General features: G+C 70.2%; 17 protein-coding genes. 11 read left to right on the top strand and 6 right to left on the bottom strand.

The features are described 5' to 3' along the window. The first annotated feature begins 102 nt into the window (after positions 1–102). From mshA to B0I32_RS25995, 3 genes are all read left to right on the top strand, one after another. Positions 103–1,383, top strand: coding sequence for a D-inositol-3-phosphate glycosyltransferase (gene mshA, locus B0I32_RS25985; RefSeq protein ID WP_281262619.1), 1,281 nt, complete (start codon positions 103–105; stop codon positions 1,381–1,383). Positions 1,384–1,409: 26 nt separating this feature from the next. Beyond that, complete coding sequence (locus B0I32_RS25990; protein ID WP_106244136.1) at positions 1,410–1,889, top strand: type III secretion system chaperone family protein; 480 nt, start codon at positions 1,410–1,412, stop codon at positions 1,887–1,889. Positions 1,890–1,986: 97 nt separating this feature from the next. Then, positions 1,987–2,730 (top strand): phosphoglyceromutase, encoded by a 744-nt coding sequence (locus B0I32_RS25995; RefSeq protein ID WP_106244139.1) that lies wholly within the window; start codon positions 1,987–1,989, stop codon positions 2,728–2,730. Positions 2,731–2,764: 34 nt separating this feature from the next. Here the strand turns inward: B0I32_RS25995 and B0I32_RS26000 are convergent, their stop codons facing one another. The 4 genes from B0I32_RS26000 to phoU form a co-directional block, all read right to left on the bottom strand. After that, positions 2,765–3,976, bottom strand: a complete 1,212-nt coding sequence (locus tag B0I32_RS26000; RefSeq protein WP_106244141.1) for a cytochrome P450 — start codon at positions 3,974–3,976, stop codon at positions 2,765–2,767. Between the two features lie 40 nt (positions 3,977–4,016). Continuing rightward, positions 4,017–4,466 carry a GbsR/MarR family transcriptional regulator gene (locus B0I32_RS26005; RefSeq protein ID WP_146178323.1) on the bottom strand — a complete coding sequence of 150 codons (450 nt, stop codon included), beginning with the start codon at positions 4,464–4,466 and terminating at the stop codon, positions 4,017–4,019. Positions 4,467–4,556: 90 nt separating this feature from the next. Beyond that, positions 4,557–4,838, bottom strand: a complete 282-nt coding sequence (locus B0I32_RS26010; RefSeq protein ID WP_146178324.1) for a hypothetical protein — start codon at positions 4,836–4,838, stop codon at positions 4,557–4,559. A 71-nt stretch (positions 4,839–4,909) separates the two neighbouring features. After that, positions 4,910–5,554, bottom strand: a complete 645-nt coding sequence (gene phoU, locus B0I32_RS26015) for a phosphate signaling complex protein PhoU (protein WP_106244149.1) — start codon at positions 5,552–5,554, stop codon at positions 4,910–4,912. 133 nt (positions 5,555–5,687) lie between these two features. Here phoU and B0I32_RS26020 point away from each other — a divergent pair, with 133 nt between their 5' ends. Further along, positions 5,688–6,860 (top strand): sensor histidine kinase, encoded by a 1,173-nt coding sequence (locus tag B0I32_RS26020; RefSeq protein WP_106244151.1) that lies wholly within the window; start codon positions 5,688–5,690, stop codon positions 6,858–6,860. Beyond that, complete coding sequence (locus B0I32_RS26025; protein ID WP_106244153.1) at positions 6,857–7,549, top strand: response regulator transcription factor; 693 nt, start codon at positions 6,857–6,859, stop codon at positions 7,547–7,549. Before B0I32_RS26020 ends, B0I32_RS26025 begins: the two co-directional genes overlap by 4 nt. A gap of 34 nt (positions 7,550–7,583) precedes the next feature. On the opposite strand, the gene B0I32_RS26030 is transcribed toward B0I32_RS26025, so the two are convergent. After that, complete coding sequence (locus B0I32_RS26030; RefSeq protein ID WP_245956024.1) at positions 7,584–8,165, bottom strand: copper chaperone PCu(A)C; 582 nt, start codon at positions 8,163–8,165, stop codon at positions 7,584–7,586. Between the two features lie 251 nt (positions 8,166–8,416). On the opposite strand from B0I32_RS26030, the gene B0I32_RS26035 reads away from it, so the two are divergent. The 4 genes from B0I32_RS26035 (at position 8,417) to B0I32_RS26050 (ending at position 10,262) form a co-directional block, all read left to right on the top strand. Next, positions 8,417–8,899, top strand: coding sequence for a CarD family transcriptional regulator (locus tag B0I32_RS26035; protein ID WP_043624891.1), 483 nt, complete (start codon positions 8,417–8,419; stop codon positions 8,897–8,899). Positions 8,900–8,916: 17 nt separating this feature from the next. Next, the gene (gene ispF, locus B0I32_RS26040; RefSeq protein ID WP_106244156.1) at positions 8,917–9,387 is read left to right on the top strand and encodes a 2-C-methyl-D-erythritol 2,4-cyclodiphosphate synthase; all 471 of its coding nucleotides are present in this window, start codon (positions 8,917–8,919) and stop codon (positions 9,385–9,387) included. Between the two features lie 223 nt (positions 9,388–9,610). Then, positions 9,611–9,898, top strand: coding sequence for a GlsB/YeaQ/YmgE family stress response membrane protein (locus B0I32_RS26045; protein WP_106244157.1), 288 nt, complete (start codon positions 9,611–9,613; stop codon positions 9,896–9,898). Between the two features lie 94 nt (positions 9,899–9,992). After that, positions 9,993–10,262, top strand: coding sequence for a GlsB/YeaQ/YmgE family stress response membrane protein (locus tag B0I32_RS26050; RefSeq protein ID WP_106244160.1), 270 nt, complete (start codon positions 9,993–9,995; stop codon positions 10,260–10,262). 291 nt (positions 10,263–10,553) lie between these two features. Here B0I32_RS26050 and B0I32_RS26055 read toward each other — a convergent pair whose 3' ends face one another. After that, positions 10,554–11,822 carry a DUF2637 domain-containing protein gene (locus B0I32_RS26055; RefSeq protein ID WP_106244162.1) on the bottom strand — a complete coding sequence of 423 codons (1,269 nt, stop codon included), beginning with the start codon at positions 11,820–11,822 and terminating at the stop codon, positions 10,554–10,556. A gap of 380 nt (positions 11,823–12,202) precedes the next feature. On the opposite strand from B0I32_RS26055, the gene B0I32_RS26060 reads away from it, so the two are divergent. Together B0I32_RS26060 and cysS are read left to right on the top strand one after the other, a co-directional pair. Then, a complete protein-coding gene (locus B0I32_RS26060) occupies positions 12,203–12,589 on the top strand; it encodes a PPOX class F420-dependent oxidoreductase (RefSeq protein WP_106244164.1) in 387 nt (128 codons plus the stop codon). Between the two features lie 43 nt (positions 12,590–12,632). Next, positions 12,633–14,024 carry a cysteine--tRNA ligase gene (gene cysS / locus B0I32_RS26065; RefSeq protein WP_106244167.1) on the top strand — a complete coding sequence of 464 codons (1,392 nt, stop codon included), beginning with the start codon at positions 12,633–12,635 and terminating at the stop codon, positions 14,022–14,024. Positions 14,025–14,040 lie beyond the last annotated feature (16 nt).

Genomic DNA, 14,040 nt, shown 5'->3' on the forward strand with positions numbered 1-14,040 from the left:
AGGCGGGCTCCGAGACGCCGGTTGTGCACCCCCGGTTGTGACTGTCTGTCGGGAATGTCGAAAAATTCGGATTTGTTGTACATCGCTTGGAGGTGATGTCGAGTGAGGCGACGACGGGTGAGCCGGGTCGCGACCATCAGCATGCACACGTCACCGCTGGACCAGCCCGGCACGGGCGACGCCGGCGGCATGAACGTGTACATCGTCGAGTCCGCCAAACGGCTGGCCGAACTCGGCGTGGAGGTGGAGATCTTCACCCGGGCCACCGCCCGTGACCTCCCGCCCGTGGCCGAACTCGTCCCGGGCGTCCTCGTCCGCCACCTCACGGCCGGTCCGTACGAGGAGATGGACCGCGGCGACCTGCCCGGCCAGCTCTGCGCGTTCCTGTCGGAGGTGCTGCGCACCGAGGCCGTCTACGACCCGGGCCGCTACGACGTCATCCACTCCCACTACTGGCTGTCCGGCCAGGTCGGCTGGCTGGCCAAGGAGCGCTGGGGCGTTCCGCTCGTGCACACCATGCACACGATGGCCAAGGTCAAGAACCGGCTGCTCGCCGCCGGCGACCGGCCCGAGCCCCAGGCGCGCGTGGTCGGCGAGGAACAGGTCGTGAGCATCGCCGACCGCCTCGTGGCCAACACCTCGGAAGAGGCGTCCGAGCTGATCGACCTGTACGGCGCCGAACGCGACCGCGTCGTGGTCGTGAACCCCGGCGTCAACCTCACCCTCTTCCAGCCCGCTTCACAGGGCGCCGCCCGGCACCGGCTCGGCCTGCCGCGGGACGCGCACGTGCTGCTGTTCGTCGGCCGCGTCCAGCCGCTCAAGGCGCCCGACGTGCTGCTGAAGGCCGCCTCCAGAATGCTCATCGACGACCCCTCCCTGCGCGGGCGGCTGGTGGTGGCCTGCGTCGGAGGCCCGTCGGGCAACGGCCTGGCCCGGCCCTCGTTCCTCGCGGAGCTGGCCACCGAGCTGGGCATCTCCGACGTCGTCCGCCTCGTCCGCCCCGCCCCTCAGGAGGAACTGGCCGACTGGTACCGCGCCGCCTCCGTCACCGTCGTGCCCTCCTACAGCGAGTCGTTCGGGCTCGTGGCGCTGGAGTCGCAGGCGTGCGGCACGCCGGTGGCCGCGGCCGCGGTCGGGGGGCTGCGCACGGCCGTACAGGACGGGGTCTCCGGCCTGCTCGTGGACGGCCACGACCCCTCGCAGTGGGCGCGGGCGCTGCGCCGCTTCGTCACCGAGCCGCGCTGGCGCGATCAGCTCTCGGCGGGGGCACGCGCGCACGCCGCCGCGTTCGGCTGGCAGGCCACGGCCGTCCACCTCAGGGAGGTCTACGCCGCCGCCGTGGCGAACCTGCACCGGGTCCCCGTGGCCGTGTCGAACTTCTGACCGTACTTTGTTCTAGCCTGGGCGGCATGCGCGAAGTCGTCGAAGCCGCGCTCAAGGCCGCGGACGTCTCCTATGACGAGCCGCGGCCGGGGGCGTTCCTCGCCAAACTGCCCGGACAGCACAAGCTCGCCACCATGACCTGGCTGATCGTGGGGGAGCGGATGCTGCACGTAGAGGCGTTCTTCTGCCGGCAGCCCGACGAGAACCACACGGAGTTCTACCGCTGGCTGCTGGGCAAGAACGGCTCGATGTACGGGGTGCACTTCTCCCTCGACCCCGTCGGTGACGTCTATCTTGTCGGCCGCCTGCCCCTCGACGCCATCACCGAGGAGGAGATCGACCGGCTGCTCGGCTGCGTGCTGACGTACTCGGACGAATGGTTCGACCGGGCGCTGGAGCTCGGGTTCGCCTCGTCGATCAGGCGGGAGTGGGAGTGGCGGGCCAAGCGGGGCGAGTCGCTGGCCAACCTCCAGGCCTTCGCCCGCTTCGCCGACCCCGACCGATAGGAGCCTCCGGGCTCTCGCCGACCCCGGCCGGTAGAACCTTCCGGGCTCTCGCCGACCCCGGCCGGTGGCTCGTCCCGGGAACCATAGGATTGGCCGCATGGCGACTTTGGTGCTGCTTAGGCACGGCGAGAGTGACTGGAACGCGAAGGGCCTGTTCACCGGCTGGGTGGACGTGAGCCTGTCGGCCAAGGGCGAGGACGAGGCGCGGCGCGGCGGCCGGCTGCTCCAGGACGCCGGGCTGCGTCCCGACGTCCTGCACACCAGCCTGCTGACCCGGGCCATCCAGACGGCCCAGCTGGCGCTGGGGCAGGCCGACCTGCTCTGGCTCCCGGTCAAGCGCAGCTGGCGGCTCAACGAACGCCACTACGGCGCCCTCCAGGGCAAGAACAAGGCGCAGACCCGCGAGGAGTTCGGCGACGAGCAGTTCATGCTCTGGCGCCGCTCCTACGACACGCCCCCGCCGCCCATCGCCGACGACGACGAATACTCCCAGGCGGGAGACGCCCGCTACGCCCTGCTGCCTCCGGAGCTGATGCCCCGCACGGAGTGCCTGAAGGACGTGGTCGACCGGATGCTGCCGTACTGGTACGACGAGATCGTCCCCGACCTGGCGGCCGGCCGCACGGTCCTGGTGGCCGCCCACGGCAACTCCCTGCGGGCCCTGGTCAAGCACCTCGACGGCATCGACGACGACGCCATCGCCGGGCTCAACATCCCGACCGGCATCCCGCTGGTCTACGAGCTCGACGCCGACTACCGCCCGGTGCGGCGGGGCGGCGAATACCTCGACCCCGAGGCCGCCGAGGCCGCCATCGAGGCCGTCGCCAACCAGGGCCGCTGACTTCCATGGGGCGGGCGCGGCCCGCCCCATGACCTCACGCCGCCGGCTTCCCGAGCAGCGGCAGGCGGCGCAGCCCGGTCAGCGACGGCGCCGAGATGAACTCCACCGGATCCGCGGGATCGCTGCGCAGGACGGCGAAGCGGTCGAGCAGGATGTTCAGCGCGACCCGCCCCTCCAGCCTGGCCAGGGGCGCGCCCAGGCAGAAGTGGATGCCCCGGCCGAAGGCCAGGTGCGGGTTGGGGTCGCGATGGGGATCGAACGCCTCGGGGTCCTCGAACTGCCGCGGATCCCGGTTCGCCGCGGCCATCCAGCACATCACCAGCTGATCGGCCGGTATCGTCACCCCGCCGAGCTCGCTCTCGCGCGTGGTGGCCCGGCCGAGCAGCGCGAACGGGGTGAACAGCCGCAGCGACTCCTCGATCACGGCCGGGACCGAGGCGCGGTCGGCGCGTACCTTGTCCTGCTGGCCGGGGAAGGCGTCCAGGCACAGCACGGTGTTGCCGAGCAGCATCGTCGTGGTGATGTGCCCGGCCAGCAGGAGCAGGATGGCGAAGTTGACCACCTGTTCGGTCGGCAGGCGCTCGCCGTCCACCTCGGCCTCGACCAGCCTGGTGAGCAGGTCGGCGCGCGGCCCCTTGCGGCGCTCGGCCGCGTGCCCGGCCAGGTAGTCGCTCATCTCCCGCCACGGCTTCATCGTGGCCTCGAGGCTCTCCGCGCGCTCCTCGGCGGACTGGCCGAGCGAGACCTCCGCGTCCCGCTGGAACAGCGCGTCCGCCCATCGCTTGAACAGGGCCCGATCTTCGCTGGGCACGCCGAGCAGCTCGGCGATGACGATGACCGGCAGCGGATAGGCCAGGTCGCGCACCAGCTCGAACCCCTCGCCCTCGCGCGCCGCGTCGAGCAGCTCGTGCGTGATCGCGGCGATCCGCGGCTCCAGGTCCGCGACCACCTTGCGGGTGAACGCGCTGCTCACCAGCTTGCGCAGCTTCCCGTGCTCCGGCGGGTCGATCTGGGTGATGAAGCCCTCCAGCGAGAAGCCGTCCTTCGGCATCATCTCCTTCGGCACCACCCGCATCGTGTCGGAGGAGAAGGTCGCGGGGTCGCCGAGCACCTCCTGCAGCTCCGGGTAGCCGTAGACGGACCACATCCCGGCCCGCGGGTCGAACTCGACCGCCGGGCCCGTCCGGGGTCCGTGCAGCCAGAACAGTTGCCGGGGAACGTCGTACCGTTCGACGATGTGCGCCATCGTCACTCCTTGGTTGAGGATCCCTCTTCTGTGGCGTACGTCAGGACGACTCCTTGCGGTACTCCTCCCACCGTTCGAACAGCCGGTCGGCGTCGTGCATGAGGAAGGCGAAGAACTCGCGCGTCTCCGCCAGCCGGGCGCGCGGCCCGGGCCGATCCTCGGGGAGGACCGACAGCCCGAAGTCCAGCGCGTCGAGACTGACCTGCAGACCGGCGAGCTGGACCCGCATGACGTGGGCCCAGCCGCCGTCGGCCGTCCGGTAGCGGTGCTCGCGGCCGGCCGACGGCACCCGCTCGACCATGCCGACCATCTCCATCTGCCTGGCGACGGTGCTGACCGCGGTCTTGCTCACGCCGAGCTCGGCCGCCAGGTCGGTGAGCGACTGGTCGGGCGGGTCGCAGACCATGAGCCAGGCGGACAGGCGGCCCATCGTCCGCGTGCCGCCCAGCCGCTCCATGACGAGCCCCATCCGGTCGACGAACTCCCGCACCGGAGGCTCCACAGGCACCAACTCCGCAATTATCGTCAAGTACGTACTTTACGTACAGTACGCCGAGACTCGGGAGCTGTGAAGTACGGGTCAGTCCTTGGAGGGAGGCCAGCTCTCCCACGTGGGAGGGGGCGCGTTGTAGGTCTTCCAGAGCTCCGCCGCCTTCTCCAGGCATTCGGGGCAGATCGGCTGGTCGGCGGAGCGGGCCACGGAATCGGGCCCGGCCGGGCGGAAGGTGCCGAGCACGGTGAAACCCGGCGGCAGGCCGGTCTCGGGGTCGATCAGCACCGTCTCCACCGTCGCCGGGTCGTAGCCGAACGTGCGCTTGCACATGAGGCAGCGCCCGGTCGCCCGCGCTTCTTCCTCCGCCATCGCTCAGCCCTCCAGAACGGAACCCGTACCAGCATGGTCCATCCCGTCCCGGCGTCAAGCCCGGCCCCGCGTCAGGTCGGGCGGGTCCCGGTGACGAGGTAGACGACGTCCTGCGCCACCCGTACCGCGTGGTCGGCGTAGCGCTCGTAATAGCGTCCCACCAGCGTGATGTCGATCGCCGGCTCGACCCCGTGCTCCCAGTCCTTCGACAGGATCTTCCTGAACAGCCGCCGGTGCAGCCGGTCCATCGCGTCGTCGTCCTGCTCCAGCTCCAGCGCCGACTCGACGTCGCGTGAGGCCACGCAGCTGCCGGCCTTCGTGACCAGCGTCTCGGCGATCTGGCCCATCTCCAGGATGGTCGAGCGCAGCTCGGGCGGGATGGCCGAGTCGGGGTGCCGCAGCCGGGCCACCTTGGCGACGTGGACGGCCAGGTCGCCCATCCGTTCGAGGTCCGTGCCCATGCGCAGCGCCGTGATGACCATCCGCAGGTCCACCGCGACCGGCTGCTGCCTGGCCATCAGCTCGAAGATCGAGGTCTCGATGTCGGCGAAGGTCGCGTTCACCTCCTCGTCGCGGGATATGACGCTCTCGGCGAGCGTGAGGTCGGCGTCGAGGAGTGAGGTGGTGGCACGGGAGATCGCCGAGCGGACAAGGCGGGTCATCTCGACCAGCTTGTCGGTCAGTGCGTCGAGTTCTTCGTGGTACGCGTCGCGCATGCCGTCACCGTACGACCCGGTCGATGAACGAACCCCAACAGCCAGATGAACTTTCCAGGAAAGGGGTGTTCATCCCCTGATGAGAGGGTCTGTCCCTGCGAAAACGCCACCTACCATCGGAGGCATGAGTGAGATGGCCATGAGCTTCGCGGCCCTGGCCGGGTTCGTGGTGGGCGCCCTGGCGGTCCTGTTCTACCGCAATCAGATCGAGGCCCCCAGCCGCACCGCCGCCGCGGACGGAGCCGGGGACGGCGCCGCGCTGCCGCAGGGCATCGCGTCCGTGCTGGCCGTGCTGCCCTCGTCCGCCGTGGTCCTCGACGCCCACGACCGCGTCCTGCGCGCCAGCTCGGCGGCGCGGGCGTTCGGGCTGGTCAAGGGCGACCGGCTGATGGCCGCTGAGCTGCTCGCGCTGGCGAGACAGGTACGCCGCGACGGCGAGATCCGCGAGAGCGAGATCGACGTCGCCGGCCACAAGTTCGGCCAGGAGACCACGAACTTCGCCGTCCGCGTCGCACCCCTCGGCTCCTACGGCCAGGTGCTGGTGCTGGCGGAGGACCAGACCGAGCGGCGCCGCGTCGAGGCCGTGCGCCGCGACTTCGTCGCCAACGTCAGCCACGAGCTGAAGACCCCGGTGGGCGCCATGAGCCTGCTGGCCGAGACCATCCAGGACGCCGCCGACGACCCCGAGGCGGTCAGCCGCTTCGCCGGGCGCATGCAGCTGGAGGCGGCCCGGCTCAACTACCTGATCCAGGACCTGATCACGCTCAGCCGGATCCAGGGCGCCGAGCCGATCCCCACCCCCGGCCAGGTCGCGATCGACGAGGCCGTGTCCGACGCCATAGACCACTGCAACACCAGGGCCTCCGCCAAGGACATCACGCTCGTCACCGGCGGCATCGAGGGCCTGCGCATCTGGGGCGACGTCGAGCTGCTCGTCACCGCCCTGCGCAATCTGATCGACAACGCCGTCGCCTACAGTCCCGAGCACACGAGGGTCGTCGTCAGCGTGCGGCCCGCGGGCGACTCCGTCGAGATCAGCGTCAGCGACCAGGGGATCGGCATCCCCGAGGAGGCGCTGGAACGCATCTTCGAGCGCTTCTTCCGCGTCGACGCGGCCCGCTCGCGCGCCACCGGCGGCACCGGGCTCGGCCTGGCCATCGTCAAACACGTCGCCGCCGCGCACGCGGGCGAGGTGTCCGTATGGAGCAAGGAAGGGTCCGGCTCCACCTTCACGCTCCGCCTGCCCGCCTTCGGCGGGACGGCGGTGGCAGTACCACCCTCGATTCCCCTGGAGGCAGCCCCATGACCCGTGTTCTCGTCGTCGAGGACGAGGAGTCCTTCTCCGACGCCCTGTCCTACATGCTGCGCAAGGAGGGCTTCGAGGTGTCGGTCGCGGCGACCGGGCCCGAGGCGCTCGACACGTTCGACCGCAACGGCGCCGATCTGGTGCTGCTCGACCTGATGCTGCCCGGATTGCCCGGCACGGAGGTGTGCCGCTCGCTGCGGCAGCGCTCCAAGGTGCCGGTCATCATGCTGACGGCCAAGGACAGCGAGATCGACAAGGTCGTGGGCCTCGAACTGGGCGCCGACGACTACGTCACCAAGCCGTTCTCCTCGCGCGAGCTGGTCGCCCGCATCCGCGCGGTCCTGCGCCGCCAGGGCGACGTCGTCGAGGAGCTGGAGACGGCCGTGCTGGCCGTCGGCCCGGTGCGGATGGACGTCGACCGCCACGTCGTCGCCGTGCGCGGCGAGCCGGTGCAGCTGCCGCTGAAGGAGTTCGAGCTGCTCGAGGTGCTGCTGCGCAACGCCGGGCGGGTGCTCACCAGGGGCCAGCTCATCGACCGCGTCTGGGGCGCCGACTACGTGGGCGACACCAAGACGCTCGACGTCCACGTCAAGCGGCTGCGCGCCAAGATCGAGTCGGATCCGTCCAACCCGCGCTGCATCCTGACCGTGCGCGGCCTGGGCTACAAGTTCGACGCGACGGAGGGGTGAAGGGCCCCGGCCGCGGGGCCCTTCAGCTCCGCTGTCAGTGGGCCTCCTCCGCGGGGGCGGAGGCCGACGGGGTGGGCGTGGGCGCCGGGGTGGCGCCGGGAGCCGGGGGATACTCCGCGAACTCACGGCTGCGCGTGACCACAGGCACGTTCATCGACACGACACCGGCCTGGGCGAACTGGAGGTCCAGCTTGATGCTCTCGCCGCCCCTGAGGCTCTTGGGGATCGCCTCCAGCATGAGCTGAGGGGTGGGCTTGCCGGTGTTGACGAGCTGGTTGGACGGGAGCTGGATCGGGGCGGTGACCTTGACCGTGCCCATGTTCCCGGCGGAGACGGCCTGCAGCGTGTCGGCGGTGCCGGCCGTGTTGAGGATGTTCAGGTAGATCGGGGCCGAGCCGCGCCAGGGGAGCTGTGCCCCTGAGTCGGGGCCGAGGATGAACGCCTGCGGGATGTGAATGCCGCTCTTGTTGCCGTACTGACCGTTATCGATCAACGCTTGCGCCTCGTTCGGCGCGTACGGCTTGTTGGTGGTGGCGTCGAATCCTGCCCCGCAGCCCGCCAGCACGGGGGCGGCCAAGAACGCGGCGGCTACGACAATCCAGCGACGGCTGGTCACGGGCGGGTTCTCCTTGGTCTTGCGCAGGTGTCGCGCGTGCGTGATGGGCAGCGCCCACCATATCCACCCCAATGCAAGGTCATATCCGCACCCCCGCAGGTCATTCGCTATGTCCGGAAATGCGATTCATACAGTTGAGCGCTTGTCAAGCCCCAATATGCGGCGTTGACCTGCAGTTATGAGGATTTCACTGTTCCGGGAGGCTGTGGATGCGTGGTACCCTGGAGTACAGCGGAAGGGGTACTTGTCACATGACTTTCCAGGTCGGCGACACTGTCGTCTACCCCCACCATGGGGCTGCTCGGATCGAAGCAATCACGAAGCGATCCATCAAGGGTGAGGAAAAGACCTACCTGGTGCTCAAGGTCGACAAGGGCGACCTTACCGTCCAGGTGCCAGCTGAAAACGCGGAACTCGTCGGTGTGCGCGATGTTGTCGGCCAGGAAGGCCTTGAGCGGGTTTTCGACGTCCTTCGCATGCCGCACACGGAAGAGCCGACCAACTGGTCTCGTCGTTACAAGGCCAATCTGGAGAAGCTCGCCTCCGGCGATGTGAACAAGGTCGCCGAGGTGGTTCGGGACCTGTGGCGCCGGGATCGTGAGCGTGGCCTGTCGGCGGGTGAGAAGCGCATGCTCGCCAAGGCTCGCCAGATTCTCGTCAGCGAGCTGGCTCTTGCCGAGAAGACCAATGAGGACAAGGCTGAGGCCCTGCTCGACGAGGTTCTCAACTCCTGAACACACATCTTCCACGGGTGGGCGTCGGAGTCGACGTCCACCCGTTCGCATCGGATGACTCAGGACGCGAGCTCAACCTCGCGGGCCTGACCTGGCCGGACCAGGTCGGCCTCGAAGGACACTCCGACGGCGACGCCGCCGCCCACGCGGCGTGCGACGCGCTGCTGTCGGCGGCCGGCCTGGGCGACCTCGGGCGGCTGTTCGGCACCGCCGACCCGCGCTGGGCCGGTGCCACGGGCGCGGCCCTGCTGGAGGAGACCGCGCGCCAGGTGCGCGCGGCCGGCTACGAGATCGGCAACGTGGCGATCCAGGTGATCGGCAACCGGCCCAAGCTGGCGCCACGCCGCGAGGAGGCCGAGAAGGCGCTCAGCGCGGCCCTGGGGGCGCCGGTGAGCGTCTCGGCCACCACGACCGACGGTCTGGGCCTGACCGGCCGCGGTGAGGGCATCGCGGCCATCGCGACGGCTCTCGTGGTCAACCTTTCCTGAACGCCGGGCGTCTTCACATAGGGATACGTGAGGGTGTCCCGGCGGGTCGCCGGCCGACCCGCTGCATGCGGAGGCGGCGGTTCGTCACTGGCGCGGTACGGGCCGCCGCCTTCCCATCCGTTTCTCTGGCGCGGTACGGGCCTGGCTTCCCCGTCTATGCGTAGTTTGCCTGATCAGAGGGTATGTGTCCCAAGACATGTGAACGTCTCGGGGGGAGCTACACATGATCGGCGCGATCGTATCCGCGGTAGTCATCGGCGCCATCGTCGGTGCGCTGGCCCGGCTGCTGGTGCCCGGCCGGCAGAACATGTCCATCGGCCTGACCCTGATCGTCGGCATCGTGGCGGCCCTGATCGGCACCCTGATCGCCCAGGCGTTCGGCTGGGCCGACACGCGAGGGATCGACTGGATCGAACACATCCTCCAGCTCGTCCTGGCCGTCGTCGGCGTGCTCCTCGTGACCCGGATGGGCATGGGGCGCGGCGGCCGCGGCGGCCGAACAACGACCTGACCTGCAGATTCGTAAAATCGGCGCATAATCGTCGTAGATCGGGTAGCCCATCCCCGTGAGAGTGAACGGCACTCTCACGGGGAGGTTTCATGTCATGACCATCGAATCCATCCTTGGCGCCATCGTGATCGGCGCCGTGATTGGCGCAATCGGTCGTCTGCTGCTGCCCGGCAGGCAGGCCATCGGGTGGATCCTCACCATCGTCGTCGGCATCGTGGCCGCGCTGCTGGGGACGCTGCTCGCGCAGGTACTCGGTGTGGAGACGACCCCCGGCATCGACTGGATCGAACTGGTGATGCAGGTGGTGCTCGCCATCGTCGGCGTCGGCCTGGTCGCGGGCCTGCGGCGCGGCCGAAGCGTTTGACGTAACGTCCGACGCGGCGTCCTGACGCGATGGAGCGTCGGACGCGCCGGCGAGGCGGGATACATGGACCCGCCCGGGATGCGATCCCGGGCGGGTCCCCTCATGCTGTCCTACGGGCTGTTTCCTCCGCGTTGACTCCCCGGGCCCCCGACAGCCCCTGACGTTGACCTGAGCGGGCCTCTGGCAGCCCTGGGCGCCGGCTGCGCGGGCCTGTGGCGGCTCGGTCCCCGCGTTGACCGTTCGGGCCCTCGACGATCCCGTCCGCCTTGCTGGCGGCCCGTCTCCTCGGGTTCAGTCCTCGGGCGGGCGTGGGGTGCTGCGGAGGCGCTCGGCCGGGGCCGGGGTGTCGTCGTGGATCACCGGATGGGGCGCGGTGTCCTCCGTCTCGCCGGTCTCCTCCGTCCTGCTCGCGACCTGCCTGCGCTCCTCCACGTCGGCCGCCTCAGGGCCGTGCTTCGGGTCGGGCGTGTCGTCGGCGACGATGGGGTGCGGCTGGGTGTCGGCGTCCTTGTCGTCCGCGCTGGGGCGAGGGTGGACGAGGACGTCGGCCGGCTTGACCCGATCCCCCCAGCGCACGGGCCGCGTCACCGGCTCGGGTTCCGGTTCCGGTTCCGGCTCGGGGGCGGGCTCGGGCTGGGGCTCGTCAGCGGCCTCGTGCGCCTGTTCAGGCCGGGGCAGGTCGACGGCCTCGTACACCTGGGTCGGGTGCGGGTCGTCGACGGCCTCGTCCACCGGCGTCTCGTCGTACACCCGAGCAGGTGACGGCTCGTCGGCGGCCTCATGGGTCTGAGCGGGCCGCGGCTCGTCGGCGGAGTCGTCCGCCGGGGCCGGCCGAGGTGCGGGAGGGGCCTCGTGCGCGGGGCCGGGCTCAGGGGCGGGACGGGGCGCGGGCACGGCGGGAGCGCCGGTGGTCGGCTGAGGCGACTCCTCCTCCGGCACGGGCCACTCGCTCACCCGTGCCGACACCGGCGGCGTCTCGGGAGCGGCGGTGGGGCCGACCACCGGGGTGGGCTCAAGGACGGGCGCGGCCGACGCCGTGGCGAGCGAGGGCGGCGTATCGGCCTGGGGATGCGGCCGGTTGAAGGGCACGAGGTCCTGCTCCGCCGTACGTTCGGCGTCGTGCTCCGCGGTCAGCCCGCGACGGCCCTGCACGTGCTTGATCAGCAATAACCACAGCCACAGCGCCAGGGCCAGCATCACCCACGGCGCCAGGGCCACACCGATGGCCGCCTCCCGCGCGCCGAACTCGAACCGCACCGCCGAGGCCACGTTCACCGCCGCGGCCGCCACGATGAGCAGCACCAGCACGAACGCCGCCTGCACGCGTACCAGCATCCTGGCCGGGCGCAGCAGCAGCACGCCGATGAGCGCCACCAGGAGCAGCGCGTCGAAGGCGGCCGGATAGAGGAAGGCGAGGTCCTGCCGGGCCTCGCCGGTGAGGGCCAGCCCGCGCAGATCGTCGAAGGACAGCGCGCACGCGGCCCCGGCGAGGGCGGCGACCGCGAGACCGGCCAGAGCGAGGCCGAGTCGGCGGAGCACAGAGGGGGGAGTCACGTCCATGTCGGTTCGAGCCTACAGAAGATTGACTTCCCTTCCCGCTCTTGACGGCGGGCGATTCCTCGGCCGTTCACGGGGATTCCGGCTTTCCGTGGCCCTCGGCGGAGCGCGCCGCGTCCATCGGGACCCGTCGCGGGGGTGGGCCGGTCGCGTCCGCGAGGCGCGTTCCGTGCGGCCTCCCGCAGCGACGGCCCCCTGCCCGGCCCGGGAGCCACCCAGCCACGGCGGACAGAGGACGCGGCCGGGACGCCGGAGGACGGCATCCGCGCAGCCCTGAGTATCGTCGATGAGATTCCAAGACGGATGGACGGACGGACCGATCGACCGCCGGCCAACCAATCGAGCCAATCGACCGATGGATCCAGTAGTCAAGGGAGCACCACATGGCCGCACTGTCAGCCGATGTCCGCAAACTCCTGGACGCGCCGAATTACGCGACGGTGACGAGTCTGAACCCCGACGGCGGGCCGCAGTCGTCCGTCGTGTGGGTGCGTACGGACGGGGACGACGTGCTGTTCTCGACCGTGAAGGGGCGCAGGAAACCGCGGAACTTCGAGCGCGACCCGCGGGTGAGCCTGCTGGTGATCGATCCGGACGATCCGCTCCGCTACGTGGAGGTGCGCGGCCGGGTGACGGTGACGCCCGACCCCGAGGGGGCGCTCATCGAGGAGTTGTCGCAGAAGTACCGAGGTCGCTCATGGGAGGACAAGCCGGGCACGGAGCGGCTCATCATACGGATCTCGCCGGACAGGGTCTACTTGCGAGGCTGATTTATCGGCGTGATGACGGCTCTGAGGCGTTAGCCTTGCGTTCGTGAGCCTGCACATCTACGACACCAGTACACGCGCCATCCGTGAATTCGTTCCGGTCGAAGCCGGCCGGGCGTCGATTTACCTGTGTGGGGCGACCGTGCAGGCTCCTCCGCATATCGGACATATCCGGTCAGGCGTCAACTTCGACGTGCTGCGCCGCTGGATGGCGCGTTCCGGTTACGAGGTGACGTTCTGCCGCAACGTCACCGACATCGACGACAAGATCATCAGGGTGGCGGCCGCGGAGGGCGTGCCCTGGTTCGTCGTGGCCGAGCGCAACCAGCGGGCCTTCACGTGGGCGTACGAGACGCTGGGCTGCCTGCCGCCGACCGTCGAGCCGCGCGCGACCGGCCACGTGCCCGAGATGATCACGCTGATGGAGCGCCTGATCGAGCGCGGCCACGCCTACGCCTCGGGTGGCGACGTCTACTTCGACGTACGCTCCTACGCCGACCGCTACGGCTCCCTGTCCAACCAGAAACTGGAGAACATGCGGGCCGCGGCCGACACCGACGACGAGTCGTGCAAGCGCGACCCGCGCGACTTCGCCCTGTGGAAGGGCGAGAAGCCGGGCGAGCCGACCTGGCCGACCCCGTGGGGTCCCGGGCGTCCCGGCTGGCACCTCGAATGCTCGGCGATGGCGACGAAATACCTCGGCCCGACGTTCGACATCCACGGCGGCGGGATCGACCTGATCTTCCCGCACCACGAGAACGAGATCGCCCAGTCCCAGGCGGCCGGCGACGGCTTCTCGCACTACTGGATGCACAACGGCATGCTGAAGATCGGCGCCGAGAAGATGAGCAAGTCGCTCGGCAACTCGCTGCTGATCCCCGAGATGGTGCAGAAGGTACGACCGGTCGAGCTGCGCTACTACCTGGCGGCGCCGCACTACCGTTCCTCGATCGACTACTCGGAGGAGGCGCTGCAGGAGGCCGCGGCCGCGTACCAGCGGATCGAGGGCTTCGTGACGCGCGCCGCCGAGGTCATCCACGACGTCGACGCCGACGCGCCGCTGCCGCAGGCGTTCGCCGACGCGCTCGACGACGACCTGGGCACGCCCCAGGCGCTCGCCGTCGTGCACGAGGTGGTGCGCGAGGGCAACGTGGCGCTGGCGCGGGGCGACAAGGAGGCCGTGGCCCGGCTGCTGGCCGAGACCCAGAACATGCTCGACGTCCTCGGCCTCGACCCGCGCTCGCCCCAGTGGCGCACCGCCGGCACCGACCTGACGCCGGTGGTGGACGCGCTGGTCGCGGTGGCCCTGGAGCAGCGCAAGGCGGCCAGGGAGCGCAAGGACTACGCCGCCGCCGACGCGATCAGAGACCAGCTGTCGGCCGCGGGCATCACCGTCGAGGACACCCCCCACGGCGCCCGCTGGGAGCTCAGCCGCTGACGGGCTGAGTGGGGCG

It is taken from the genome of Nonomuraea fuscirosea (genome assembly GCF_003001935.1).
Taxonomy (GTDB): Bacteria; Actinomycetota; Actinomycetes; order Streptosporangiales; family Streptosporangiaceae; genus Nonomuraea; species Nonomuraea fuscirosea.

What these genes read in the sequence shown, in the direction of transcription:
- B0I32_RS25990 (WP_106244136.1), top strand. Translation starts at nt 1,410, where the DNA reads ATGCGCGAAGTCGTCGAAGCCGCGCTCAAGGCCGCGGACGTCTCCTAT.
- B0I32_RS26045 (WP_106244157.1), top strand. Translation starts at nt 9,611, where the DNA reads ATGATCGGCGCGATCGTATCCGCGGTAGTCATCGGCGCCATCGTCGGT.
- B0I32_RS25995 (WP_106244139.1), top strand. Translation starts at nt 1,987, where the DNA reads ATGGCGACTTTGGTGCTGCTTAGGCACGGCGAGAGTGACTGGAACGCG.
- B0I32_RS26050 (WP_106244160.1), top strand. Translation starts at nt 9,993, where the DNA reads ATGACCATCGAATCCATCCTTGGCGCCATCGTGATCGGCGCCGTGATT.
- B0I32_RS26060 (WP_106244164.1), top strand. Translation starts at nt 12,203, where the DNA reads ATGGCCGCACTGTCAGCCGATGTCCGCAAACTCCTGGACGCGCCGAAT.
- B0I32_RS26020 (WP_106244151.1), top strand. Translation starts at nt 5,688, where the DNA reads ATGGCCATGAGCTTCGCGGCCCTGGCCGGGTTCGTGGTGGGCGCCCTG.
- B0I32_RS26010 (WP_146178324.1), bottom strand. Translation starts at nt 4,838, where the DNA reads ATGGCGGAGGAAGAAGCGCGGGCGACCGGGCGCTGCCTCATGTGCAAG.
- B0I32_RS26055 (WP_106244162.1), bottom strand. Translation starts at nt 11,822, where the DNA reads ATGGACGTGACTCCCCCCTCTGTGCTCCGCCGACTCGGCCTCGCTCTG.
- phoU (WP_106244149.1), bottom strand. Translation starts at nt 5,554, where the DNA reads ATGCGCGACGCGTACCACGAAGAACTCGACGCACTGACCGACAAGCTG.
- B0I32_RS26035 (WP_043624891.1), top strand. Translation starts at nt 8,417, where the DNA reads ATGACTTTCCAGGTCGGCGACACTGTCGTCTACCCCCACCATGGGGCT.
- B0I32_RS26000 (WP_106244141.1), bottom strand. Translation starts at nt 3,976, where the DNA reads ATGGCGCACATCGTCGAACGGTACGACGTTCCCCGGCAACTGTTCTGG.
- B0I32_RS26025 (WP_106244153.1), top strand. Translation starts at nt 6,857, where the DNA reads ATGACCCGTGTTCTCGTCGTCGAGGACGAGGAGTCCTTCTCCGACGCC.